This is a genomic window from Streptomyces sp. NPDC006458 (assembly GCF_040612135.1).
Classification (GTDB): Bacteria; Actinomycetota; Actinomycetes; order Streptomycetales; family Streptomycetaceae; genus Streptomyces.
On sequence record NZ_JBEXPR010000027.1, the window covers coordinates 56,714 to 78,360 of the forward strand.

Annotated in this window: 23 protein-coding genes and 1 riboswitch; of the genes, 8 read left to right on the top strand and 15 right to left on the bottom strand. The window is 73.4% G+C overall.

Annotated elements, in window-relative coordinates; translation table 11 throughout:
• Positions 1 to 94: 94 nt before the first annotated feature.
• Both ABZZ79_RS30535 and ABZZ79_RS30540 read left to right on the top strand, forming a co-directional pair.
• Positions 95 to 469 (top strand): hypothetical protein, encoded by a 375-nt coding sequence (locus tag ABZZ79_RS30535; RefSeq protein ID WP_356694203.1) that lies wholly within the window; start codon positions 95 to 97, stop codon positions 467 to 469.
• Positions 466 to 1,440 (top strand): hypothetical protein, encoded by a 975-nt coding sequence (locus ABZZ79_RS30540; RefSeq protein WP_356694205.1) that lies wholly within the window; start codon positions 466 to 468, stop codon positions 1,438 to 1,440. The genes ABZZ79_RS30535 and ABZZ79_RS30540 overlap by 4 nt, the downstream gene beginning before the upstream one ends.
• Here ABZZ79_RS30540 and ABZZ79_RS30545 read toward each other — a convergent pair.
• The 3 genes from ABZZ79_RS30545 to ABZZ79_RS30555 form a co-directional block, all read right to left on the bottom strand.
• Positions 1,433 to 2,104 carry a DUF2278 family protein gene (locus ABZZ79_RS30545; RefSeq protein WP_356694207.1) on the bottom strand — a complete coding sequence of 224 codons (672 nt, stop codon included), beginning with the start codon at positions 2,102 to 2,104 and terminating at the stop codon, positions 1,433 to 1,435. The genes ABZZ79_RS30540 and ABZZ79_RS30545 overlap by 8 nt on opposite strands.
• A 206-nt stretch (positions 2,105 to 2,310) precedes the next feature.
• A complete protein-coding gene (locus ABZZ79_RS30550) occupies positions 2,311 to 3,075 on the bottom strand; it encodes a CbtA family protein (RefSeq protein ID WP_356694209.1) in 765 nt (254 codons plus the stop codon).
• A gap of 16 nt (positions 3,076 to 3,091) precedes the next feature.
• Complete coding sequence (locus ABZZ79_RS30555) at positions 3,092 to 3,313, bottom strand: CbtB-domain containing protein (RefSeq protein WP_356694211.1); 222 nt, start codon at positions 3,311 to 3,313, stop codon at positions 3,092 to 3,094.
• Positions 3,314 to 3,374: 61 nt separating this feature from the next.
• Positions 3,375 to 3,460: riboswitch (cobalamin riboswitch) on the bottom strand.
• Positions 3,461 to 3,583: 123 nt separating this feature from the next.
• Here ABZZ79_RS30555 and ABZZ79_RS30560 point away from each other — a divergent pair.
• Complete coding sequence (locus ABZZ79_RS30560; protein WP_356694213.1) at positions 3,584 to 4,177, top strand: histidine phosphatase family protein; 594 nt, start codon at positions 3,584 to 3,586, stop codon at positions 4,175 to 4,177.
• Between the two features lie 112 nt (positions 4,178 to 4,289).
• Here ABZZ79_RS30560 and ABZZ79_RS30565 read toward each other — a convergent pair whose 3' ends face one another.
• The 5 genes from ABZZ79_RS30565 to ABZZ79_RS30585 form a co-directional block, all read right to left on the bottom strand.
• On the bottom strand, positions 4,290 to 4,958 hold the full coding sequence (locus ABZZ79_RS30565; protein ID WP_356694215.1) for a DUF305 domain-containing protein: 669 nt from the start codon (positions 4,956 to 4,958) through the stop codon (positions 4,290 to 4,292).
• A 91-nt stretch (positions 4,959 to 5,049) separates the two neighbouring features.
• The gene (locus tag ABZZ79_RS30570; RefSeq protein ID WP_356694217.1) at positions 5,050 to 5,475 is read right to left on the bottom strand and encodes a DUF6153 family protein; all 426 of its coding nucleotides are present in this window, start codon (positions 5,473 to 5,475) and stop codon (positions 5,050 to 5,052) included.
• Positions 5,476 to 5,533: 58 nt separating this feature from the next.
• On the bottom strand, positions 5,534 to 7,096 hold the full coding sequence (locus tag ABZZ79_RS30575; RefSeq protein WP_356694219.1) for an SMI1/KNR4 family protein: 1,563 nt from the start codon (positions 7,094 to 7,096) through the stop codon (positions 5,534 to 5,536).
• Positions 7,097 to 7,174: 78 nt separating this feature from the next.
• Complete coding sequence (locus ABZZ79_RS30580; protein ID WP_356694221.1) at positions 7,175 to 7,792, bottom strand: LysE family translocator; 618 nt, start codon at positions 7,790 to 7,792, stop codon at positions 7,175 to 7,177.
• Positions 7,786 to 8,913: a diaminopropionate ammonia-lyase gene (locus ABZZ79_RS30585; RefSeq protein WP_356694223.1), complete on the bottom strand. Its 1,128-nt coding sequence runs from the start codon at positions 8,911 to 8,913 to the stop codon at positions 7,786 to 7,788. The genes ABZZ79_RS30580 and ABZZ79_RS30585 overlap by 7 nt, the downstream gene beginning before the upstream one ends.
• 102 nt (positions 8,914 to 9,015) lie before the next feature.
• Here ABZZ79_RS30585 and ABZZ79_RS30590 point away from each other — a divergent pair, with 102 nt between their 5' ends.
• The gene (locus ABZZ79_RS30590; RefSeq protein ID WP_356694225.1) at positions 9,016 to 9,939 is read left to right on the top strand and encodes a LysR substrate-binding domain-containing protein; all 924 of its coding nucleotides are present in this window, start codon (positions 9,016 to 9,018) and stop codon (positions 9,937 to 9,939) included.
• 126 nt (positions 9,940 to 10,065) lie between these two features.
• Here ABZZ79_RS30590 and ABZZ79_RS30595 read toward each other — a convergent pair whose 3' ends face one another.
• From ABZZ79_RS30595 to ABZZ79_RS30615, 5 genes are all read right to left on the bottom strand, one after another.
• Positions 10,066 to 11,793: a SpoIIE family protein phosphatase gene (locus ABZZ79_RS30595; protein ID WP_356694227.1), complete on the bottom strand. Its 1,728-nt coding sequence runs from the start codon at positions 11,791 to 11,793 to the stop codon at positions 10,066 to 10,068.
• Positions 11,794 to 11,919: 126 nt separating this feature from the next.
• Positions 11,920 to 12,600 (bottom strand): class I SAM-dependent methyltransferase, encoded by a 681-nt coding sequence (locus ABZZ79_RS30600; protein ID WP_356694229.1) that lies wholly within the window; start codon positions 12,598 to 12,600, stop codon positions 11,920 to 11,922.
• 81 nt (positions 12,601 to 12,681) lie between these two features.
• Positions 12,682 to 13,239 carry a hypothetical protein gene (locus tag ABZZ79_RS30605; RefSeq protein ID WP_356694231.1) on the bottom strand — a complete coding sequence of 186 codons (558 nt, stop codon included), beginning with the start codon at positions 13,237 to 13,239 and terminating at the stop codon, positions 12,682 to 12,684.
• A complete protein-coding gene (locus ABZZ79_RS30610) occupies positions 13,218 to 13,409 on the bottom strand; it encodes a hypothetical protein (protein WP_356694233.1) in 192 nt (63 codons plus the stop codon). The genes ABZZ79_RS30605 and ABZZ79_RS30610 overlap by 22 nt, the downstream gene beginning before the upstream one ends.
• Before the next feature lie 212 nt (positions 13,410 to 13,621).
• On the bottom strand, positions 13,622 to 13,759 hold the full coding sequence (locus tag ABZZ79_RS30615; protein WP_356694235.1) for a hypothetical protein: 138 nt from the start codon (positions 13,757 to 13,759) through the stop codon (positions 13,622 to 13,624).
• Positions 13,760 to 14,100: 341 nt separating this feature from the next.
• Here ABZZ79_RS30615 and ABZZ79_RS30620 point away from each other — a divergent pair, with 341 nt between their 5' ends.
• Both ABZZ79_RS30620 and ABZZ79_RS30625 read left to right on the top strand, forming a co-directional pair.
• Complete coding sequence (locus tag ABZZ79_RS30620; protein ID WP_356694237.1) at positions 14,101 to 14,754, top strand: class I SAM-dependent methyltransferase; 654 nt, start codon at positions 14,101 to 14,103, stop codon at positions 14,752 to 14,754.
• A gap of 83 nt (positions 14,755 to 14,837) precedes the next feature.
• The gene (locus ABZZ79_RS30625) at positions 14,838 to 15,287 is read left to right on the top strand and encodes a PPOX class F420-dependent oxidoreductase (protein ID WP_356694239.1); all 450 of its coding nucleotides are present in this window, start codon (positions 14,838 to 14,840) and stop codon (positions 15,285 to 15,287) included.
• A 161-nt stretch (positions 15,288 to 15,448) separates the two neighbouring features.
• Here ABZZ79_RS30625 and ABZZ79_RS30630 read toward each other — a convergent pair whose 3' ends face one another.
• On the bottom strand, positions 15,449 to 17,839 hold the full coding sequence (locus ABZZ79_RS30630) for an excinuclease ABC subunit UvrA (protein ID WP_356694241.1): 2,391 nt from the start codon (positions 17,837 to 17,839) through the stop codon (positions 15,449 to 15,451).
• Positions 17,840 to 18,223: 384 nt separating this feature from the next.
• A complete protein-coding gene (locus ABZZ79_RS30635; protein WP_356694243.1) occupies positions 18,224 to 18,835 on the bottom strand; it encodes a hypothetical protein in 612 nt (203 codons plus the stop codon).
• A gap of 35 nt (positions 18,836 to 18,870) precedes the next feature.
• Between ABZZ79_RS30635 and ABZZ79_RS30640 the strand changes: the two genes are divergently transcribed.
• A complete protein-coding gene (locus tag ABZZ79_RS30640; protein ID WP_356694245.1) occupies positions 18,871 to 19,305 on the top strand; it encodes a hypothetical protein in 435 nt (144 codons plus the stop codon).
• An 88-nt stretch (positions 19,306 to 19,393) separates the two neighbouring features.
• Complete coding sequence (locus ABZZ79_RS30645) at positions 19,394 to 21,568, top strand: hypothetical protein (protein ID WP_356694247.1); 2,175 nt, start codon at positions 19,394 to 19,396, stop codon at positions 21,566 to 21,568.
• Positions 21,569 to 21,647: the final 79 nt, after the last annotated feature.

Below are 21,647 nucleotides of genomic sequence, written 5' to 3' on the forward strand. Positions count from 1 at the left end.
GCCCGCCCGGCCCGGCACGGGCCGAGGACCACCGAAGGGCCCCGTCGCGGCCAACTCGCCTGCCTCGGCGTCCGGTTGGCCCTAGGGTGAGCCCGTGGAGAGAACGGCCATCGCCTACATCTGTGAGAACTCCAGCGACCTCCGGCAGATCCTCGACGATCCGGCCCCGCTCGACGCCGTCCTCGCTCTCCTGCGGTCCGGGGACGCCGACACCGCGCGGATGAGGCCGCTGCTCGACATCCTGCACACCGCGCTCCAGGCGGCCGGGGACGTCGTCGGGCTGTACGGAGGGGCGGACCGAGGAGGCTACGCCGTCTCCTCGGGCGGGCTCGGGCCGGTGCGGCGGGCGGAGATCGTCTTCCACTGCCCGAAGGGACACTGCGCCCGGATGGTGCAGCCCGACCCGACGGCCGCCGCACGCCCCCACTGCGCGCTGTTCGGCGAGGATCTCGACTGGTCGGCGCTGTGACCGGCCTGCTCGCTGAGGTCGGCAAGAAGTTCGCCGAACGCTGGCTGACCCTGCTCGTCCTGCCGGGCGCGCTGTATCTGTGCGCGTTGGCGGCCGCCCGCCACCTGGACGGCTTCGCCTTCGGGCCGCTATCCGACCGGGTCTCGGCGCTGACGGCTCCGCGGGACGACGCCTCCGCGCTGCTGCGGCTGATCGTGTTCGCGGTGCTCGCCGCCGCCGCGGGGCTCGCCGCCACCGCCGTAGGCTCACTGGCCGAACGCCTCTGGCTCGCCGAGGACTGGCAGTCCTGGCCGCGCCCCCTGCGACGCCTCGCCCTGCTGCGGGTCCTGGCCCGGCGCCGACTCTGGGACGACGCCCACGGCGCCGAGACCGCGCTGCGGCAGAGGTACCTGCTCGGCCGTATCCCCGGCGGCACGCCCTCCGAGGTGACCGACCTCGATCTGGAACTGGCGCTGCGCGAGGTCCTGGCCGTCGCCCAGGAGCGCCCCGCGCGCCCCACCTGGATGGGCGACCGGATCCACGCGGTCGTGACCCGTTTCCAGCGGGAGTGCGGGCTCGATCTGCCGAGCGTCTGGCCGCACTTGTGGATCGCGCTGCCCGAACAGGTGCGCACCGAGATCAAGGAGGCCCGGGACGCTGTCGGCAGGGCCGCGGTGCTTGCCGGTTGGGGCGTGCTGTACACGGCGGCCGCCGTGCTGTGGTGGCCCGCGGCGCTGCTCGTCGTCGGGCTGTTCGTGACCGCACGGCAGCGCGGCCGACGGGCTGTGGAGGCCTACGCCCTGCTGCTGGAGGCGGCGACCCGGCTCCACTCCCCCGAGCTGGCACGCTCGTTGGGCCTCGACCACAGCGGTCCGCTCGACGCGCGCACCGGCCGGGCGATGACACTGCTCGTCCAGGGGCAGGCGCATCTGATCCCCCTGACGGTCGGCTGGCCCGGCCCCCGGCAGGAATCCACGCAGCCGCTCACATGACCGGGTGTCCCGCGTTGTCGGTGTGGTCGGCCTGGCTGGAGAACTTGTTCAGGAAGACGTCGTAGCGGCCGTCGGGGCGGCGGCTGAGGGTGGCGCCGTCCTGCCAGACGCCGTTCTCGTCCCACCACTGGGAGCCGGCCGGATCGCCCTGGTTCTGGTGGACGTTGTGCATGCCGAGGTCGCCCTGCGGGTCGTCCGTGAACGGCTCCCCGAACACCAGCACCCGTCGGCCGGGCACCAGCATCGGTTCCAGTGCGGCGGCGGCGTCCACGTTGGACCCCGCGTGCCAGGGCCGGGCGCCGAAGAGGTCGAGGAGGTCCTGGAGCCAGGACGGGGGACGGCGCTGGAACAGCACGCCCGAGCGGTCCACGAGCGCCGGATGCCGCAGGTAGTCCAGCGCTCCGGAACCGGGCGCGGACACGAGGTCGTGGTACCCGGCCGCGAGGACGGCGACCGGCCCGAGGGCAGTGGGGTTCAGGGTGAACGTCTTCCACTGCACACCCACGTTGGACTTGTGGCTGTCGACGTCCACGGCACAGTGGTAGCGCCCGCCGGGCGCGTCCACCTCCACATTGACGTGGAACCATCGGCCCTGGTTGTCGGGCTGGTCGCGGTAGTGGCGGTGGAGGGTCCCGGACAGCACACCGTACTTTTCGAAGGGCATGCGGCCAGTGAACCCGCGGCCCGGCGGCCCGGGCACGATCCCCGGCGGGTGTCCCGTCCCGGTGACCCGAATGGGTCCCTGAGCGCGGCACCGTCCGGGCACCCGATACGCCTGGACCGGGTTGGCGGGTACCCGATACGCCTGGACCGGGCGGGCGCGCCCCCGGCCGGTCCGGGCGTGGACGCCATGCGCGGCGCCTTGGCGGGTCAGGCCGGGGCGGACAGCTCCGCTCCGCGACCGGGTGTCGCGGTGGCGGGCCTCGGCTCCAGCACGCGCTCGGCGAGGTGGCCGAAGAGCAGGCCGAGCGTCGCCCAGAGGATCACCTGGACACCGAGGGAGGCCATGCGGAACTCCCAGAGATCGGTGGCGGGGAACCCCTCGGGGACGTTGTCACCGGACGGCAGGAACACCATGGCCACGGTCACGACGGCCGCGAAGGCCGCCCCGGCCGCGATGGAGGCGTTCCAGTTGCCCCACGCCGGGGCGAGGCGGCGTCCCAGCAGGACGGCCGCGATGCCGAGCAGGACGCTCAGCGCGATCATCAGGAAGTACAGGGCGGTCCGCTGTCCGATGGTGTCGGGGTTGCCGACGGCGGGCGGCTGGGCCGGGTACTTCAGGGTGGGCACCAGGTAGAGGGTGAGGAAGGCCGCCAGCGCGGTCAGCGCTGCCGTGGCCCGGGGGCCGAAGCGGCCGACGCGGCCCAGCGCGAAGCAGAACGCGAGGGCGGCTATGCCGCCGACGGCCACGCCGAAGACGAGGACGCCGGTGGCCAGTCCCGCGGTCGACTGCATCGACCTGGTGACCAACTCTTCCCCGCCGTGGGCGTGGTGGGAGTTCGCCTCCTCGAACGCGATCGCCGCGTCGACGGGGCCTTCGCCGACCAGATAGGCGAAGACGAAGGCCAGTACGCCGGCGCAGAGGCCCGCGAGCATGCCGCGCACCAACAGGGTGCGCACGATGGTGGAGTTCATCGGTGTGGGATCCCCGTCAGTGGCAGGGGAAGCCGAGCAGGTGACGGCCGTCGTGCACCCATTCGTGCACGCCCTCACCGGAGAAGACGGCGAAGGCGCCCTGCTCGGCGCCGACGAAGTAGAGCAGGACGAGCATCATCAGGCCGAAGAACACGGCCCAGGGCAGGACGGCCCGGACGGGCAGCGGAGCCGCACCGGGCAGGGCGGCGGGGGCAGGGGCGGCAGTGGACTGCGCCATGGCGAGACCTCCTCGGGAACACGCGTCCCGTGTCTGTGGAGCACTCGACGACGGCTTCGGGTCTGACTCACCGCCATCCCCCCGCCCCCGGTGGGGGGCAGGAGCCTGCGGCACACAGTGGCGCGACCGTACCGGGCTTGCACCGGACTTCCGAAGCGCCGTCGTCTTCTGTTGTCGCCCAGATCGTAGAGGCAAGAGGCACTTCAGCCAACATGGCGTGCGCCACCTACGATGGGCCGGCCGGTGTCCGTCCGGCGAGGAGGTGCCGCCATGACCATCCGGCTCACCCTGCTGTGCGCGGCCGCGCCGGCCGGGCGGGATGTGCGCTTCGCCGACGCCCCGCCGGACGAGCGGGCACTGCGGCACGCCGGTACGACGGCCGCGCTCCGGCCTGCCGCCGACCTCCGCCTGTGCGCGCCCTCGCAGCGGTGCCGCCGTACCGTCGAGGCGCTCGGCTGGGAGACCGTCGCCGCCGAACCGGCCCTGCGTGACCTGGAGATGGGGCGCTGGTACGGCCTGACGCCCGAGGAGGTCTCGGCCGGGGACCCCGCCGGGTTCGCGGCCTGGCTCGGTGACCCGCGGGCCGCGCCGCACGGTGGTGAGTCCGTGGCCGACGTGTGCGCCAGGGTCACCGCGTGGCTCGACGCGCTGCCGTCCGACGCGGGGCGGGTGGTGGCGGTGGTCGAACAGGCCGTGGCGCGGGCCGCGGTCGTCCATGCTCTGGCCGCGCCGCCGGAGTCCTTCTGGCGCGTGGACGTGCCGCCGCTGAGTGCCGTGCGTCTCACGGGCCGGGCGGGGCGGTGGAACCTGCGGCTGGAGACCGCCTCCGCCGCCATGGGCTCGGGAGGCGACGAAGGCGGCTGAGCCGTGGGGTGATCACGGTCGCCGCCCTGACCGGACCGCGTGGGCCGGCCGCCCGGGCTTCTCGGGGTGAGCCTCGAAGCGCGGGCGGCCGGTCAGGCAGTGGTGACGCGGATCAGAGGCGGTCGAGGATCCGCCGGAACTTCTCGACCTCGGCGGACTGGTTCTCGACCACGTCCGCGGCGAGCTCCTGGGCGGTGGCGTCGCGACCGTTCTTCCGCTGGTCCTCCGCCATGGCGATGGCACCCTGGTGGTGCTCGATCATCAGCTCGGCGAACATCCGGTCGAAGGCGGTGCCCTGGGCGGCCCGAAGCCTCCGCATCGCGTCGGCGGACATCATGCCGGACATCCGGGAGTGGTCCGAGCCGCTGGAGCCGTGGTGCGTGCCGGGCATGCTCGCGTCGGCGGACTCGGGCCGGCCCCAGGCCTTCAGCCAGGACTTCATGGTCCGGATCTCGGTGTCCTGGGCCTGTTCGATGGCGGCGGCGAGGGTCTTGATCTCCGCGTCGGAGGCCCGGCCGTCCGCGAGCCGGGCCATTTCCAGGGCCTGCTGGTGGTGCGGGATCATCGCCTGCGCGAACGTGACGTCCGCGTCGTTGAAGGCGCCGGGCGCCGGATCGTGCCCCGCGGCCGGCGTGACGGAGGCGGAGGCGGAGCTGTCGCTCCCGTGGTCCATGCCCTCCATCTCGTTGCCGCCGCAGGCGGCGAGCAGCAGCCCGCAAGCAACGACGGCGGTCACGATCGCCGTACGACGGCGGCTCAGGGCAGGGGTGTGGGCAGTCATGGTCGAAGTACCTCGTTCGTTCAGGTGTGTCGGGTGACATGCGGAACGCGCCGTGTGCGCGGGCGGGACGAGGCCCGCGCCGCGGTCCGGCCTATATCCGCAGCACCGAGAGCTGAGCGAGGAGAGGTATGGGGGGTGGCGGGGCGGAGCGCCGCCGTACGGCCAGGGCTCGGGCGAGCAGCGCCGTCAGCCGTTCCCCACGGCCGGCCGCCGCACACAGGAACAGCACGTACAGCCATCCGGTGAGGACGGCCACGCAGACGGACAGCACGTCCATGGCCGTCACGGGCTGGTCCGCCGACGGCGCGGCCGGGGCCCGGTCGTCGGCCATCACCTGTGCCATGTCGCCGTGATGGGTGGCGGAGGCCGCGTGGAGAACGCCTCCCGCCGCCGGGCCCGAGGTGTGCTCCGGGTGGCCCATGGTGTGCATCGCGAACACGCCGAGGACGAGCGCGGCGATGAGCAGGAGGTACCCGAAGGCTCCACCCACCCGCAGTCGCGTGCTCGTGTCCGACATACCGTCATGCTACAAACCCGCCGCCCGGACCGCCGCCGGGCACCCTCTCGGCGCCGCGTCACAACGCACTGATCAGGCTGCCGCTCAAGGAAAGGGCGTCCCCGGTGTCGAGGCCGAGGCGGGCGGCCCACGTCAGCGCCTCTTCGAAGCTCGCGTCCTGGTCCGCGAGCCGGGCCGCGGCGAGAGCGGGCGGCGCCTCGGCCAGGACGGTCGTCCACTGATCGGCCGTCAGGGCGAGGTAGCGCAGCTCCGTCAGGTCGGTCAGCGTGGCCGGGTCCGTGACCTCGGCCGCCGAGAGGTCGAGGCCGCGCAGGTGCGGCACGCTCCGCAGGGGGGCGAGGGCGATCGGCGCTGTGGTGGTGAGGTCGAGGGAGGTGAGGTGGGGGTGGCCCGCCAGCGGGGACAGGTCGCCTTCCGCGAGGGTGACGCGCAGGGACTCGACCGGCAGGGTGCGCAGCGGTGTCAGGTCGGTCGTCGTGGAGCGGTTGAGGTGCAGGCGGCGGAGGTGGGGCGCGGCGGTCAGGGGCGCGAGGTCGACCGGGCCCGTGGCGTCGTTGATGTGGATGGCCTGGAGGGTGGGCGGGACGGCGTCGGGGACGGCGCCGATGATCTGCTGGGTCCCGGAGTCGTGGCCGGGTTCGAGCAGGGTGAGGTAGTCGCCGTCCCGCTCGTACCGGCCCTGGTCCAGCAGGTCCAGGTAGCGGCCGAGCAGCGAGGTGACCGAGTCGGCGACGTGGGCGGGGCCCTCGTCGTAGTCGCGGCCGGTTCTGATGATCTGGCCCGGGTGCCCGTCGCGTGCTGGTGCCGTGTCGACGGCCAGGTAGTTGCCGTCCTCGCTCGTGGCGAAGCGCAGCCAGCCGGGGTGGGCGCCGCAGCGGCGCACGGTGTCGGTGGGGGCCGCGTCGAAGACGACCGCCTCCCATTCCAGGTCCCAGCCGTACCAGGGCCGCTCCCCCGCGCTCCACTCGACATGCTCCGCGACCAGACTGCTCAGCGGGAGCCAGAGGTTGTGCGAGAAAAGCGAGCTGCTGTGGTGCGCGACGGCGTCGCCGTCGGCGATCAGGTAGAGGGCGCGCAGGTCGGCGGGCAGCGGGCGGCCGATGCGCTGCTCGGCCTCGGCCATCTCGGCTTCCGTGGCGGGCGGCGGCAGTTCGTCGCGGGTGCCGAGGATCTCGGCGCGGCGGTCGAGATAGGCGTGGAAGCGGGCCACGGCCAAGTCCGGGTCGCCCGTGGGAGGGGCAACTCCGGCCTCCTGGGACAGGCCGGGCTGGGGCAGCCGGTAGTCGGGGTCCAGGACCGCCTGGAAGCCGCTCATCCCTCCGCCGACGCAGGCGACGCTGTCGTGGAAGGCGGTGAACCGGTACTCGCCGGAGGGACGGCAGCGTATCTCCATGCTCACCGGCTCCCAGCCGCGCTCCTCCCGCAACGCCTCGGCCAGGGCCATGAGTTCCGCGAACGGGTGGGGCAGGCTGGGCCCCCACGGAGTGCCGCGCGGGGTGTAGCCACCCGTCACCGAGGAGCCACCGCGTCCCGACCGGGCGTGCATGACCGCCTCGGTCCAGCCCTGCGGGCCCTTCGCGACGATGGCCTCGACAATGGGTCGTACCGCCTGCTCCAGCATGAGCCGCTCCCGTGCTGTGGATGTTGATCAGCATCATGGCAGGCGGCACTGACATCGCTCCCGGCCGCTGCCGTCGGATCAGGTGGCGGAGGTCGCCACCGCCAGGCCGAAGCCGATCAGCACCGCCCCCGTGACGCGCCCGAGCGCCCTGCGGGTGCGCGGTCGGTCCAGCAGCGGCCCGGCCTTGGCCAGCAGGAACACGTACGTGCCCAGCCAGACCAGGGTGAGGACGACATGGACGAGGACCAGGAGTGTCATGGCCCAGGCGGCGGGGAGCCGGGGCGGGGCCAGGGTGGGGAGCAGTCCGGTGTAGAAGACGGCGATCTTCGGGTTGAGGGCGTTGGCGAGCAGTCCTGTCCGCCAGGGGTGTCCGGCGGCGGCCGGCGGTGAGACGTCCCCGGGAGCGTGGCGCGTTCGGGTCTGCCACAGCGCCTGCCCGCCGAGGAACACGAGGTAGCCCGCGCCGCAGAGTTTCACCGCGAGATACGCCGGCGGCGACGCGGCGAGCACCGCCGCGAGCCCGGCCACGGTCAGGGCGCCCCAGAGCAGCAGCCCGGTCGCGATCCCGCCGACGGTGCGCAGCGCGTCCCCGGGTCCGGCCGCGAGCACGCGCCGGGTCACGATCGCCGTGTCCGGGCCCGGCACGACGGTGAGCAGTCCGAGGACGCCGAACGCGGCGGCCAGGTGGCTCAGCATGCCGGGGCGGCGGGCGACGCGCCGGAGTGCGGGTTGGCGGCCGCGCCCTCCGTGCTCAGCAGGACGACCACCGAGTGGGCGTCGAGTCCCAGCGCGCTACGGCGGTCCGCCGCGCCCCTCCCGGTGAGCGCGGCCCGCAGACCGGCGAGCGGCGCCGCGCCGCACGGGCCGGACGAGACACCGAGGGCGTCGAGGTCCGCGGCCGCGCGGGCGCTCTCGGCATCGGTGACGGCGACCGCCGCGTCCAACCCGTGCCACAGGTGGGGCCAGGCGAGGCTCGACGGGGTGCCGCAGTTCAGGCCGGCCATGGTGGTCTCGCCGGTGGTGACACCGACGGGCTCGCCGAGGGTCAGGCTCCTCAGCAGGCAGGCCGCGGTGCGCGGTTCCACCGACAGCAGGGCCGGCGCGTGGTCCGAAGGGCGGCTGCGGTAGTGGGTGACCACGGCCTGGGCGAGGGACCCCACGCCCACGGGCACGACGACCAGGCCGGGCCCGTCGCCGGCCCGAGCGGCCGTCAACTGCTCGTCGGTCTCGGCGCAGAGGGTGGAGTAGCCGTCGACGATCCAGCGCGGGATGCGTTCGTAGCCGGGCAGGGCGGTGTCCTGGATCAGGAGGGTGTCCGGCTCGGCCGCCGCCTCGGCCGCCCGGAGCACGGCGTCGTCGTAGGAGCCCGGGACCTCGGTGACCCGGGCGCCCTCGCCCTCGATGGCGGCGACGGCCCGCGCGTGCACACCGCGCGGCACGAAGACACGGGCGCGCCGGCCCAGCAGACGCGCGGTGCGGGCGACCGCGCGGCCGTGGTTGCCGTCGGTGGCGGCGATCAGGGTGACCGGGCCCGGCTCGGCGCCTTCGGCGGCCCGTTCGGCGAGGGCACGGTGGATCGCCCAGGTCGCGCCCAGCGCCTTGAACGCGGGCAGGCCCAGCCGCGCCGACTCGTCCTTGACGAAGACTCGGCCGACCCCGAACTCGGCTGCCAGGGAAGGGAGTTCGATGAGCGGGGTGGGCCGGTAGCCGGGCAGGCCGGTGTGGAAGTCGCGTACCTCGGCGGGCGCGGGGTCGGTGCGCCAGCCGCGGGCGTCCGGGCGGGCGTACCAGGGCGGGGAGGAAGGGGTGTCGGTCACGGGTTCAGCCTCGTACGGCGGACTCCGATCGGTCCAGCGGATGTTTCCGACCTATAGTCGTCGACGGAACCGATGATTCAGCATGTCACCGGGAGGAGGGCCGTGTTCGATCTGCACCGACTGCGCCTGCTGCGCGAGCTCAAGCATCGCGGCACTCTGGCCGCCGTGGCCTCGGCCCTGTCCTACGCCCCGTCCTCCGTCTCCCAGCAGCTGTCGCAGTTGGAGGCCGAGGTGGGGGTGCCGTTGCTGGAGCCGGTCGGGCGGCGGGTGCGGCTGACCGCGCAGGCCGAGATCCTGGTCGCCCACACCGAGGCGGTCCTGGAGCGGCTGGAGCAGGCGGAGGCCGACATCGCGGCGTCGCTGACGGATCTGACCGGGACGGTGCGCATCGCGGCGTTCCAGACGGCCGCGCTGGCCCTGGTCCCCACGGCGTTGGGGCTGCTGCGCGACGAGCACCCGATGCTGCGGGTGCAGATCACGCAGTGGGAGCCGGAGAAGGCGCTGCCCGCCCTGCTGGCACGGGACTTCGACCTGGTCGTCGCCGAGGAGTACCCGGGCAACCCCCGCCCTCGGCCCGCCGGGCTGGAGGAGGCGGATCTGCTCGACGACTCGCTGCACCTCGCCCTGCCGGGCGACGGCCACGCGACCGTCTCCGACAGCCCGACGGCGGCGCTGCGTTCGGTGGCCGACAGCCCCTGGGTGATGGAGCCGCGGGGCACGGCCGCCCGGCACTGGACGGTGACGCTGTGCCGCAACGCGGGCTTCGAGCCGGACGTACGGTTCGAGACCACCGATCTGCTGCTCCATGTGCGGCTCGTCGAGCTGGGGCACGCGGCGGCGTTCCTGCCGGGCCTGGTGTGGGCCGGGCAGCCGCCGACCGTCGCGCTGCGCCGACTGCCCCGGGGTCAGCGCACGCGGCGCGTCTTCACGGTCGTACGGCAGGGGCGCGGTCGGCATCCGGCGGTCGTGGCGTGCCGGGACGCGCTGCGGCGGGCGGCGCGTTCGGTGCAGGAGTGGCCGCAGTGAGGGCGATCTCCGGCGGACATGCTCCACCGGCCGCGGCCGGTGGAGCGGCTGTCGCTCGGGCCCCGGGCGCGCCAGGGAAGGTCGTCGGGACGCCGAGCCCCGAACGAAGGCGCTGCCCGGGTCCGGTCACGTCCCGCGGGGGAGCCGCCCGGATGAGGGTCCGGGCAGGCGCTGCTCGAACCAGACGATCTTGCCGCCGCTGACCCGGTTGACGCCCCAGCACAGGGAGAACTGGTCCACCAGGAACAGGCCGCGGCCGCCCTCGTCGTCGAGCCCGGCGTGGCCGAGGCGCGGCAGTTGCGGGGAGTCGTCGCGGACCTCGACGCGCAGGACGTCGGTGCGCAGCAGCCGCAGGGTGAGCGGCCGGGTGGTGACGCGGACGGCGTTCGCGACGACCTCGGTGACCAGCAGCTCGGTGGTGTCGGTGAGCGGGTCCAGGCCCCAGCGGTGCAGGGTCCTGCGGGCGAGGCGGCGGGCCTGGCTCGCGGTGCGCGGGTGCGGGGTGAGGTACCAGTTGGCGGCGGTCTCGGGCCGCAGGCCCTCGAAGCGTGCGGCGAGCAGGGCGACGTCGTCCTCGCGGTCGGCCTCCTCCAGGGTGCTGAGGGCGGCCTCGCACAGGGGTTCCAGCGGGGGCGGTCCATCGGCGCCGAGGGCGCGCAGGCGGCGGCGCAGGCGGGTCATGCCGGACTGGATGTCGGAGCCGCGGGACTCGACCAGGCCGTCGGTGTAGAGCAGGAGGGTGGATCCGGTGGGGGCGGGCATCTCGATGGTCTCGAAGTCGCCTCCGCCCACACCGATCGGCACTCCGGACGGCAGGGTGAGGACTTCCGCGCTGCCGTCGCGGTGGAGCACCAGCGGGGGCGGGTGTCCGGCGTTGGCCATCAGCAGGCGCCGGGAGACGGGGTCGTAGACGGCGTAGAGGCAAGTGGCGAGGTGCTGGCTGCCGAGACGTCCGGCCTGTTCGTCGAGGTGGTGCAGGACCTCGTGCGGAGGGAGGTCGAGGCCGGCCAGGGTCTGGACGACGGTGCGGAGCTGACCCATGATCGCGGCCGAGGTGAGGGAGTGGCCCATGACGTCGCCGATGACGAGGGCGACGCGGTTGCCGGGCAGCGATATGGCGTCGTACCAGTCGCCGCCCACCTCGGCGGTCCGGGAGGCGGGCAGATAGCGGCTGGCCAGCTGGACGCCGACGAGCGCGGGCAGCGAGGGCGGCAGCATGGTGCGCTGGAGGGTGTCGGCGACGGACGCCTCCTGGCCGTGCAGCAGCGCCTTGTCGACGCCGAGCGCCGCGTGCGTGGCGAGCTGGGAGGCGACGAGGAGGTCGTCGCCTGTGTAGGCGTGGTGTCCCCGGTTGCGCACGAGGGCGAGGCTGCCGAGGACGTGATGGCGGCCGCGCAGCGGGGCGATGATCATCCGTCGCCCGGGGGGCACGTCCTCGGATATGTCGGCCGAGGCCAGCAGCTCGGCGGCCGCGCCGGCGCAGCCGGGGCTGTTGCCGAAGACGGGGCGCCCGGCCCGCAGCAGCTTGGCCAGCGGGCCGGACAGGACGTGGGGCGGGGTCTCGGCGGTGGGTGCCGAGGTCCGGTAGACGGTGTGCAGCTTGAGCTGGGCCGGGCTCGCGGGAGGTCCGTCGCCGACCGGCAGCGGGTCGTACAGGTGGACGACGGCCAGGTCGGCGAACAGGGGAACGGCCGCTCTGCACAGCTCGGCCAGCGTCTCGTCGGCGCTCAGCCCGCGGGCGATCCGCCGGGTGGCGGTGTCGAGGAAGCGCAGCCGCCCGGTGCCGGCGTCGCCCGGGGGACGCCCGCTCCGCTCACGCCGGCCGCGGCTGGAGCCGTACCGTGCGCCGATCATCGCAACACCGCCGACTCTGACTGTGTGCACGGACACCTGTCCATCGGTATCAGGCCGAGTGCCCGTTCGGCCCCCGCCGCATCTGCTGACATCGGCACGTGCTCTCCCGCACCCCGGTCCGCCCGCTCAGTCGAGTCTCGTACAGCGCAGGAAGATCTGCTCCTCCGGAGGAACGTCGGAGCTCTCCGGGGCGTAGGTGTACGAGGACTCCTCCTCGATGTGGAAGCCCGCCGACTCGACGACCTCGCGCAGGGTGTCGCGCAGATAGCCGGTGACGCGGATGGTGCTGCCGAGGAAGGGGATCGCGAAGTCGTCGAGGTCGGCCTCGACCATCGACACGACCAGGTGGCCGCCCGGCTTGAGCAGGCCGTGGATCGTCTCCAGGGCGAGGGGGATCTCGGCGCGCGGCAGCATCAGCAGCGAGAAGAAGGCCGCGACCCCGTCGAAGCGGCCCAGGTCGACCGGGCCGCCGGAACGCAGGTCGGCGATGTCCGCGCGCTGGAACTCGGCGCCGGGCACATTGCGCCGGGCCAGCTCCACCATTCCGTGCGACAGGTCGACGCCGACGACCTCGCAGCCCGCGTCGGCGAGCTGGCGCGCGGTCGGCAGACCGGTGCCGCAGCCCAGGTCCAGCACCCTGGCCCCGGACGTCAGCCGTCCCACCAGCCATTCGGCGGACCGGACCTGGCCCTCCTTGTGGGGGAAGGCCTCGTCGTAGCGGTCGCCGATGGCGTCGAAGGCCTCCGCCTGACCCGTTCGATCGACCTTCAGGCCGTCGTACCCGACTCCCTCACCGGCACCGCTCACGCTGCGTCTCCCTTGGGCTAAGGCTTCGATCATCCTTGCACAGCGGACCCCGCCTCGGCGCGGTCTCCGGGAGAAAGAACGTCATCGGCCGATCTGAACGAACACCCCGACCAGAACGGCGAGAACCACGGTCACGGCGGTCACCGAACGGGTCATCAGCCGCAGCCGCCGCTCGCTGCTCGCGCGCACGGACCGCGGGTGCGCGAGGGTGGCGGCCGCCTCCTGTCCGACCCGCGCCCGGAGCGCCCCGCGGGCCGCCTCCGGGGTGGCGGCGAGCGTCGTGCGCGCGTGCCGCAGCCTGCCGCGCACGGCGGCGGTACTGGCCTCGGTCTCGGCGGCCGCCTCGAAGACGGTGAGCCCGAGACCGTCGCAGAGCACGGCGGTACGGCGGTGTCGCGGGGGGAGGGCCAGCAGCGCGCCCAGCACCGGGTCCGCCGGGGCCGGGCCGGGGCGGCCGGGTACCCGGCGCAAGCGGTGCCAGGGCGACAGCGCGTAGTCGTGCGTCCTGGCCCGGGTCCATCCGACGGGGTCGGGATCCCTGGCGACCTCGGGCCAGTGCTCCCAGGCCTGCGGGAAGGCGTGCTCGACGGACTCGAAGGCCAGTCGGCGGCAGCCGGTCAGCAGATACGCCTGGTGCACCAGCCCGGGGCGGCGTAGACGTAGAGCGCGTCGAACGCGGACACGGGCGTGAGCGCCGTGGGGGCCGCCGGGAGCGCGGCCCCGGCGCTGTCGTGCAGCGCGCGCAGCAGGGTCGCACGCGTCCCGCTTCCGGAGCCGCCGCCCCGTTCCGCGGATGGGTCGGCGTACATACGGGCTCCCCTGTGTGACCGGCGTGTTCGTCGGGTGGCGGCCCGAGGTCCCGGCAGAACCGTCTCCGCGGCTGCGCGCACGGCAACCCCAACGCGCGTTCCCGACACCGGGTGGCGCGGGAGCGGGGTGGATCACACGGTCCGGCGAATGATCGAACCCACGTCCCCCGCGCGCGGCACGACCGCGCTCGGGGAGGTGAACGGCTCGCCGGTCATACGGAATCGGGGACGGTGACGGCGGCTCCGTGGGTATGGGCGAGGCGGGTGGCGAGGCCGAGGCGGGTGGCGAGGCCGACGAGACGGTCCAGGGCGGCCGGGGCGAGGTGGTGGTCGATGCCGGTGATCTCCACGTGCCGGGCCCCGTGGGCCCGGGGACGGCGTCGGGCGACGGCGCGGCCGCCGGTAGGACCGCCGGTCGAGGCGGCCGGGCGAGGTGGTGCCCATGCCGGTGACCTCCACGTACCGGCCGCCGGGCGCCCGGGACGGCGTCGGCAGTGGCGCGGCCGCCGGTGGGGGACCGACCATCCGGTCGGTGCTTCCGTGGACGACGAGGGTGGGGGCGGTGAAGCGGCCCGGTTCGGCCGTGCTCGCGCTCCCTCGACGGGGTGACGGCGTCCGCCGCGCGGTCCAGGGTGGGGCGCCCGCCGCCCCGCCCACTCCCAGGCCCCGCCAGGCGTAGCAGGATGGGCCGGTGACCGAGCCCTCGTACCTTGCCGCGATCCGGGAGTCGTACGACACCGTCGCCGCCGAATACGCCGCATCCGTCAAGTCCCCCGCCGAACTCGACCCCTTGTCGCGGAACATGCTGGCCGCCTTCGCCGAGCTGGTGCGGGCCGACGCCCGTGGGCCCGTCGCTGATCTCGGGTGCGGACCGGGAAAGGTGACGGCCCATCTGGCCGGACTGGGCGTGGACGTGTTCGGCGTCGATCTCTCACCCCGGATGATCGAGCTGGCCCGCGGGGAGCATCCCGGCCTGCGGTTCCACGTGGGCACGATGACGGGGCTGGAGCTCGATGACCGTGAACTGGGCGGCATCCTGGCCTACTACTCCACCCACCACACACCGCCCGGCGAACTGCCCCTGGTGTTCGCGGAGTTCCGGCGCACCCTCGCACCCGGCGGACACCTGCTGCTCTCCGGTCACGCGGGCGACGGTGAGACTCTGCGTCCGGCGCGTGCCTACGGCGGCCGTCCCGTGTCGTACGCGTCGTACCTGCTCCCCGCCGACCGGATCGCGGGACTGCTGGACCGGGCGGGATTCGAGGTCACCGCGCGAGTAGTGCAGCGGGCGGGCGGGTCCGCCACCCGGATGTTCGCCACGTTCCTCGCCCGCCGGCGGGGTTGACGTGGCGGGCCCGCCGACGGAGTCCGCGGAGTCCGGCGCGGGTAGGGAGGCAGGCGTCCCGCAACCGAAGAAGGAGCCGCCCCATGCACCCCGAGCCCGTGGCCCTGGACGAACTGACGCGCACCTGGCTCACGGAGGCCAGGTTCTGGCAGATGGCGACGCTCAACGCGGACGGGTCGCCGCAGTTGACGCCGATGTGGGCCGGACTGGAGGACGGGCTGATCGTCGTCAACACCTCGGTCGGCCGGGTCAAGGAGGAGAATCTGCGGCGCGATCCGCGGGTGTCGCTGGCCTGTATGGACGCGGAGAACCCGTATCACCGGGTGGAGATCCGGGGGCGTGCGGTGCGGTTCGTCGAGGGCGACGCGGCCGTGCTCGTCATGGACCGGCTCGCGCGCACCTATCTCGGCACGGACAGCTTCCCGTGGCTGGTCCCCGGGGAGACGCGCGTGGCGGTCTACATCGAGCCCCACCATGTCCGCCGGGTCGACGGCGTGGAGAAGTTCCGCAAGGGGGTGCTGCCGGGGGCGTAGCCGGTCGTGCGGCCACGCCCGCGGTGTGGGGCCGGGTCCGGGCCGGGCCGGACCGGACCGGACCGGACGGGGCCGGGTCAGGCTCGGACCGGACCCCGTCGGGTCAGGCTCGGACCGGACGGGGCCGGGTCAGGCTCGGACCGGACCCCGTCGGGTCACGTTCAGGCGCCCACGTAGTCCGCGAGGTGCTCGCCGGTGAGCGTGGAGCGGGCGGCGACCAGGTCGGCGGGTGTGCCCTCGTAGACGATCCGGCCGCCGTCGTGGCCGGCGCCGGGGCCGAGGTCGATGATCCAGTCGGCGTGGGCCATGACCGCGGGGTGATGCTCGATCACGACGACCGACTTGCCGGAGTCGACCAACCGGTCCAGCAGGCCGAGCAGTTGGGCCACATCGGCCAGGTGCAGGCCGGTGGTCGGCTCGTCGAGGACGTAGACGCCGCCCTTGTCCGCCATGTGTGTGGCGAGCTTCAGCCGCTGCCGCTCGCCGCCGGACAGCGTGGTGAGCGGCTGGCCGAGGGTGAGGTAGCCGAGGCCGACGTCGGCCAGTCGCTGGAGGATCTTGTGGGCGGCGGGGATGCGGGCCTCGCCGGAGCCGAGGAACTCCTCGGCCTCGGCCACCGACATGGCGAGCACCTCGCTGATGTCGCGGCCGCCGAGGTGGTACTCCAGGACCGAGGCGTCGTAGCGCCTGCCCTCGCAGTCCTCGCAGACGGTGGACACGTCCGCCATCATCGCCAGGTCGGTGTAGATGACTCCGGCGCCGTTGCAGGTGGGGCAGGCGCCCTCGGAGTTGGCGCTGAACAGGGCGGGCTTGACGCCGTTGGCCTTGGCGAAGGCCTTGCGGATCGGCTCCAGCAGCCCGGTGTACGTGGCCGGGTTGCTGCGCCGGGAGCCGCGGATCGCGCCCTGGTCGACGAAGACCACGCCCTCGTCGTCGGGGATCGAGCCGTGCACCAGGGAGCTCTTGCCGGAGCCCGCGACGCCCGTGACGACGGTCAGAACGCCCAGCGGGATGTCCACGTCGATGTCCTGGAGGTTGTGTTCGCTCGCCCCGCGGATCTCCAGCGCGCCGCCGGCCTTGCGCACGGACTCCTTCACCGCGGCCCGGTCGTCGAGATGGCGGCCGGTGACCGTCTCGCCGGCGCGCAGGCCCTCGACCGTGCCCTCGAAGCAGACCGTGCCGCCCGCGGTACCGGCGCCCGGTCCGAGGTCGACGACGTGGTCGGCGATCGCGATGGTCTGCGGCTTGTGCTCCACGACGAGGACGGTGTTGCCCTTGTCGCGGAGGCGCAGCAGCAGGTCGTTCATCCGCTGGATGTCGTGCGGGTGCAGGCCGGTGGTGGGCTCGTCGAAGACGTAGGTGACGTCGGTGAGGGAGGAGCCGAGGTGGCGGATCATCTTCACGCGCTGTGCCTCGCCGCCCGAGAGGGTGCCGGCCGGCCGGTCCAGGGAGAGATAGCCGAGGCCGATCTCCGCGAAGGACTCCAGCGTGTGCCGCAGCGACTGGAGCAGCGGCGCCACCGAGGGCTCCTTGAGCGTGCCGACCCATTCAGCGAGGTCGCTGATCTGCATCGCACAGGCTTCGGCGATGCTGATGCCCTTGATCTTCGAGGCGCGGGCGCCCTCCGCGAGCCGGGTGCCGTCGCACTCGGGGCAGGTCATGAAGGTCGTCGCCCGCTCGACGAACGCCCGGATGTGCGGCTGGAGGGCGTCGAGGTCCTTGGACAGCATCGACTTCTGGATCCTCGGGATCAGCCCCTCGTAGGTGAGGTTGATGCCCTCGACCTTGATCTTGGTCGGCTCCTTGTGGAGCAGGTCGTGCAGTTCCTTCTTGGTGAACCTGCGGATCGGCTTGTCCGGGTCGAAGAAGCCGCAGCCGCGGAAGATCCGGCCGTACCAGCCGTCCATGGTGTAGCCGGGGATGGTGAGGGCGCCCTCGTTGAGCGACTTGGAGTCGTCGTAGAGCTGGGTGAGGTCGATGTCGGAGACGGTGCCGCGGCCCTCGCAGCGCGGACACATGCCGCCGGTGCGGCTGTACGTGGCCTTCACGGCCTTCTTGTCGCCGACGGCGATCGCGCCGCTGCCGCGGACCGAGGGCACGTTGAAGGCGTAGGCGCTGGGCGGGCCGATGTGCGGCTCGCCGAGGCGGCTGAAGAGGATCCGCAGCATCGCGTTGGCGTCGGTGGCGGTGCCGACGGTGGAGCGGGGGTCGGCGCCCATCCGCTTCTGGTCGACGATGATCGCGGTGGTCAGGCCGTCCAGGACGTCGACCTCGGGCCGCGCGAGGGAGGGCATGAAGCCCTGCACGAACGCGCTGTACGTCTCGTTGATCAGCCGCTGCGACTCTGCCGCGATGGTGTCGAACACCAGGGAGCTCTTGCCGGAGCCGGACACGCCCGTGAACACGGTCAGACGGCGCTTGGGGATCTCGACGCTGACGTCCTTGAGGTTGTTCTCGCGGGCGCCGATGACCCGGATCAGCTCGTGGCTGTCGGCGAGGTGCGGCGTCGGCCGGCCGTCCGGCTGCGTGTCCGTCTTCCTGGCCCTGCTCATCCTGTCTCCATCTGTTGCGCGGGGCGCCGGGGGCGGCGGGCCGACCGGCGACCGTCGGGCATGCTAGCCCACAGTGGGGCATACCGCGCGCCGGGCGCCGGGGCGCGTCCGCGGGCGTACGAGGGCCACCCTAGACACCGCTCGGGCGCGGGCGCTTCTTCATTCCTGACCGGCCCCGGGAGGGCACCGCCCGAGCGGCTGGGAGAGTGCGCCTGAGCCGCTGAGAGGTCGCGCCCGAGCGGCCGGGTACGGGGGGTCGCGGGCGGCAGGGTACGCAGTCGCGGGCGGCCGGGTACGCGGTCACGGGCGGCGGGTGCGCGGTCACGAGCAGCCGGGTACGCGGTCACGGGCGGCGGGATGCGCAGTCGCGGGCGGCCGGGTGCGCTAGAAGCTGCCGTCGGGCTTCAGCGGGGTGCCGTCCATGGCCGTGTCCGTGAGCGTGCTGCGGACCTCGGTGATCACCTCGGTGCGGCTGACCGCGGCGCAGGTCAGGTCGTTCATCACGAATCCGGTGCGGTGTCTCCCGTGCACCATGCCGGTGCCGACGAGGCTCGACACACCTTCGTGCAGCCAGTCGTACAGCCCCTGGACGTCCTCCTCCCGCCAGCCCTTGAGACCGGCGGCGCGGATGCCGAGGGCCAGCTTCTCGGCCAGGTAGTCCGGGTCGAGGACGCTGCGGAAGCGGATCCTCAGCTGCTCGAAACGGTGGCCCGCGCCGAACTCCCAGTGCCCGATGAGCTCGCCGACGCCCCGCGCGACGGGCCGGGCCTCCAGAAGCCACTCGTACCGGACCAGATGGGGCGCGCGCCGCTCCAGCCAGTCCGCGAGATCCCACGGCGCGACCACGTGGGGGAACGGCGTCTCGGTGAACGGCGGCCACTCGACCTCGGGACAGTCCCAACGCTCCTGCCAGGCCCGGACCTTGTCCCGGTTCGCGACGAACTTCGCCCGGAGCTCCTCCGCCTCGCGCCGCCGCCTCGCGCCACGTAAGAACATGCGCCGCCGCCTTTCCGTCCCTAGGGTGGGCCCCCATGTCACTGAGCCGCATCATCCTGTCGTCCGGCCGCCTCGTCGAGCTCTCCGAACTGCGCATGTCCTCGACGTACGGCGGGATGCTGGAGGGCTACCCCTGCAAGCCGATCAACATGATGAAGACGAAGGGCCTGCTGCACCAGGCCGGACAGGACCACCCCGGCCGGCCGGTCCATCTGGTCCCGCCCTGCGTGGAGTACCAGGACCAGACGACCTCCGGGGCGTTCGGCCCGGTCGAGGTGCTGCCGCCCGTGGCCTGCCTGGGGCTCCTGCGGTCCACCGCGATCTCCCCGGAGTACGAACCCGTGCTGTACCGCTCCGCCCTCGCCGTCGCGTGGTTCCAGCCGACCACGACGGTGCCCTCGGGCGAGGACGCCGACGCGGCACTGCGCAGGATCGACTGGGAGGCGCTCGCGGAGGACTACGAGTTGTAGCCCCGGTCCGTCCGGGAGCGGCGTGAAGGCCCGCGGCCGTGCGGATATCCGCGTGCGGTCCCGAGCGGCGCTCTGCCAGCATGACCGAATGGATCACGGTCTCGCCTCGGTCGTCGTACGGCACACCCACCGCGTCCCCGTCCCGCCGCCGAGCGGGTCCGGACGTCAAGGTGAGTTCGCCGCACGCCAGTTGGACGCCACGCTGATGACCGTCGGGTTCAAGCTCTCCGCCGAGCTGCTGGAGCGGCTGGCGGAGCTGCCCGAGGAGACGGTGGCCGAGACGGGGCGGTGGACGCTTCGGACCGTGGGCGAGATGGTGGGCGACCACGTCCGGCACAACGTGTACTTCCGGGACTTCCCCGCCAACGTGCCGGACACCTTCGACTTCTGGATGAGCTGCGTCGCCGACGCCCTCGCCGACCCCGCCGCCCGCGCGGGCACCCTGGACCAGCTGCGCGAGGGCGTCGTGGACCTGCTGACCCTCCCGGCGTACGGTACCTACCACCACGCGTACGAGGAGATGCTCGCGGCGCACGAGGAGCTGATCGACGCGGCGGGCGACCGCATCACCGTGCTGCACCTGGGCGACGCCCTGGAGAGCGAGGCCGGCGCGCTCTATCTGGCGTTGGCCGGCAGCGTGACCCCGCTCGGCGAGGAGCGGCTGGCGGATCTGCGGGTCCTGGCCGGTGTCTGCGCCGACGGCCCGCAGCCCGCGGAGATACCCGTCCGGGAGAACCGGGCCGTGGTCAACCGGGCCCGGCTGGAGGTGGGTTGCCCGCCGCTGCTGGACACGGTCACCGATGTGCTGCGCCTGGCCTGCGCCCTGTCGGACGGCGATGTGACGCTGCGCGAGCCGACGCGCTTCAGGGCCCTGTCGCGGCCGGTGCGGCGCGCCCTGCTGGGCGGGCTGGACGCGGTGGTCGCGGCGTCCCCGGCCAAGCTCACCGACGTACCGGCGTACGGCGAGCAGTGGAAGCGGCTCGGTGAGCGGCTGCATCCGCACGAGTACCCGAAGTGGCCGCACGCGGCGGCCGTGTTCGAGGTCGCACGCGGCGAGCGGCGGGTCCGGTCCTTGGACAGCCGCGTCGAGGAGCTGCTGGAGGGGGGCCAGGTGGCCGAGGCGGCGGAGCTGCTGACGTCCGCGCCCGGCAGGCTGTACCGCGGGCTCGACCGGCTGCTGCGCTCGGCGCGGGACCAGGAGCAGCGGGACGCCGTGGTCGCGGCCGCGCTGCGGACCGTCGGACAGGTCTCCGGGCGGGTCGTGCTGTCGGTGCGCGAGCACCTGCACAACCGCGCCGCGAAGTCCGACCGGCGACGGGTGTTCGTCAACCGCGCCGGTGGCGGCTGGGTCGCGGACGACACGCGTGCGCCCGTGCCCGAGCGGGAGCGGGAGGCGCTGATCGCCGCGCTGGACGCGGAGACCGCCCGTCGGCTGCCCGACCCCGGTCATCTGCTGATCGACCCCGGGATGCTGGACGTGGCGCTGCCGCTGAGCGGGCGCGCGGCCCCCTCGGGGCTCGGGGTGCTGCCGCGCGGGTCGCTGTCGCGGGTCGAGGGCGAGCTGCTGCGGTTCTTCGTGTACTGGAAGGAGCGGCGCCGCACCACCGACTACGACCTGTCGGCGGTCATGCTCGACGCCGAGTACGAACCCATGGCCTGGCTGTCGTGGACCTCGCTCACGGAGGTGGAGGGCGAGCACTCCGGTGACATCACCGAAGCACCCGACGGGGCTTCGGAGTTCATCGATCTGCGGCTGGGCGCGGTGCGCGGCACGTACCTCGTGCCGGAGGTCGACATCTACTCGGGCGAGAGCTTCGACGAGGTCGGGGAGTCCTTCTTCGGCTTCATGCTGCGCGAGGCCGAGCAGCGGGGCCGCCCCTTCGAACCGCGTACCGTACGGCTGAAGTCGGAGCTGCGCGGGCCCGGACGGGTCGCGCTGCCGGTCGCGTTCGTCCGGGGCGCGGACGGCTGGCAAGCCAAGTGGCTGCATGTGTACCTGAAGGGCGACCCGGCGCGGAACACCGTGGAAGGCAACCGTCTGACGGTGGGGGCTCTGCTGCGGGCCGTCATGGAGCACGAGAGCCTGACGATCCGTCATCTCGTCGGCCTGCTGGCGGATCGGGCCGACTCCGTGACGCTCTGGGACGGCACGACACTCCCCGAGGGCCCGGTCACCTTCCTCGGCCTGGCCCGCCCCGAGGGGCTGCACCCGCACTCCAGGGTCCTGACCCCGGAAAACCTGCGCGACGCGATCCCGGCGTGACTGCTAGCGTGAGCCTCGGCGAGGCCATGAGGGGGCTTCCTTCTCAACACCCGAATTGAATCGAGCTGAGTTCCCTCGC

Excerpts from the sequence above, each read along its gene's own strand:
- ABZZ79_RS30570 (WP_356694217.1), bottom strand. The coding sequence starts at position 5,475 with ATGTCGGACACGAGCACGCGACTGCGGGTGGGTGGAGCCTTCGGGTAC.
- ABZZ79_RS30580 (WP_356694221.1), bottom strand. The coding sequence starts at position 7,792 with ATGCTGAGCCACCTGGCCGCCGCGTTCGGCGTCCTCGGACTGCTCACC.
- ABZZ79_RS30575 (WP_356694219.1), bottom strand. The coding sequence starts at position 7,096 with ATGCTGGAGCAGGCGGTACGACCCATTGTCGAGGCCATCGTCGCGAAG.
- ABZZ79_RS30595 (WP_356694227.1), bottom strand. The coding sequence starts at position 11,793 with ATGATCGGCGCACGGTACGGCTCCAGCCGCGGCCGGCGTGAGCGGAGC.
- ABZZ79_RS30635 (WP_356694243.1), bottom strand. The coding sequence starts at position 18,835 with ATGTTCTTACGTGGCGCGAGGCGGCGGCGCGAGGCGGAGGAGCTCCGG.
- ABZZ79_RS30610 (WP_356694233.1), bottom strand. The coding sequence starts at position 13,409 with ATGTACGCCGACCCATCCGCGGAACGGGGCGGCGGCTCCGGAAGCGGG.
- ABZZ79_RS30630 (WP_356694241.1), bottom strand. The coding sequence starts at position 17,839 with ATGAGCAGGGCCAGGAAGACGGACACGCAGCCGGACGGCCGGCCGACG.
- ABZZ79_RS30560 (WP_356694213.1), top strand. The coding sequence starts at position 3,584 with ATGACCATCCGGCTCACCCTGCTGTGCGCGGCCGCGCCGGCCGGGCGG.
- ABZZ79_RS30640 (WP_356694245.1), top strand. The coding sequence starts at position 18,871 with ATGTCACTGAGCCGCATCATCCTGTCGTCCGGCCGCCTCGTCGAGCTC.
- ABZZ79_RS30555 (WP_356694211.1), bottom strand. The coding sequence starts at position 3,313 with ATGGCGCAGTCCACTGCCGCCCCTGCCCCCGCCGCCCTGCCCGGTGCG.
- ABZZ79_RS30645 (WP_356694247.1), top strand. The coding sequence starts at position 19,394 with ATGGATCACGGTCTCGCCTCGGTCGTCGTACGGCACACCCACCGCGTC.
- ABZZ79_RS30625 (WP_356694239.1), top strand. The coding sequence starts at position 14,838 with ATGCACCCCGAGCCCGTGGCCCTGGACGAACTGACGCGCACCTGGCTC.
- ABZZ79_RS30565 (WP_356694215.1), bottom strand. The coding sequence starts at position 4,958 with ATGACTGCCCACACCCCTGCCCTGAGCCGCCGTCGTACGGCGATCGTG.
- ABZZ79_RS30545 (WP_356694207.1), bottom strand. The coding sequence starts at position 2,104 with ATGCCCTTCGAAAAGTACGGTGTGCTGTCCGGGACCCTCCACCGCCAC.
- ABZZ79_RS30550 (WP_356694209.1), bottom strand. The coding sequence starts at position 3,075 with ATGAACTCCACCATCGTGCGCACCCTGTTGGTGCGCGGCATGCTCGCG.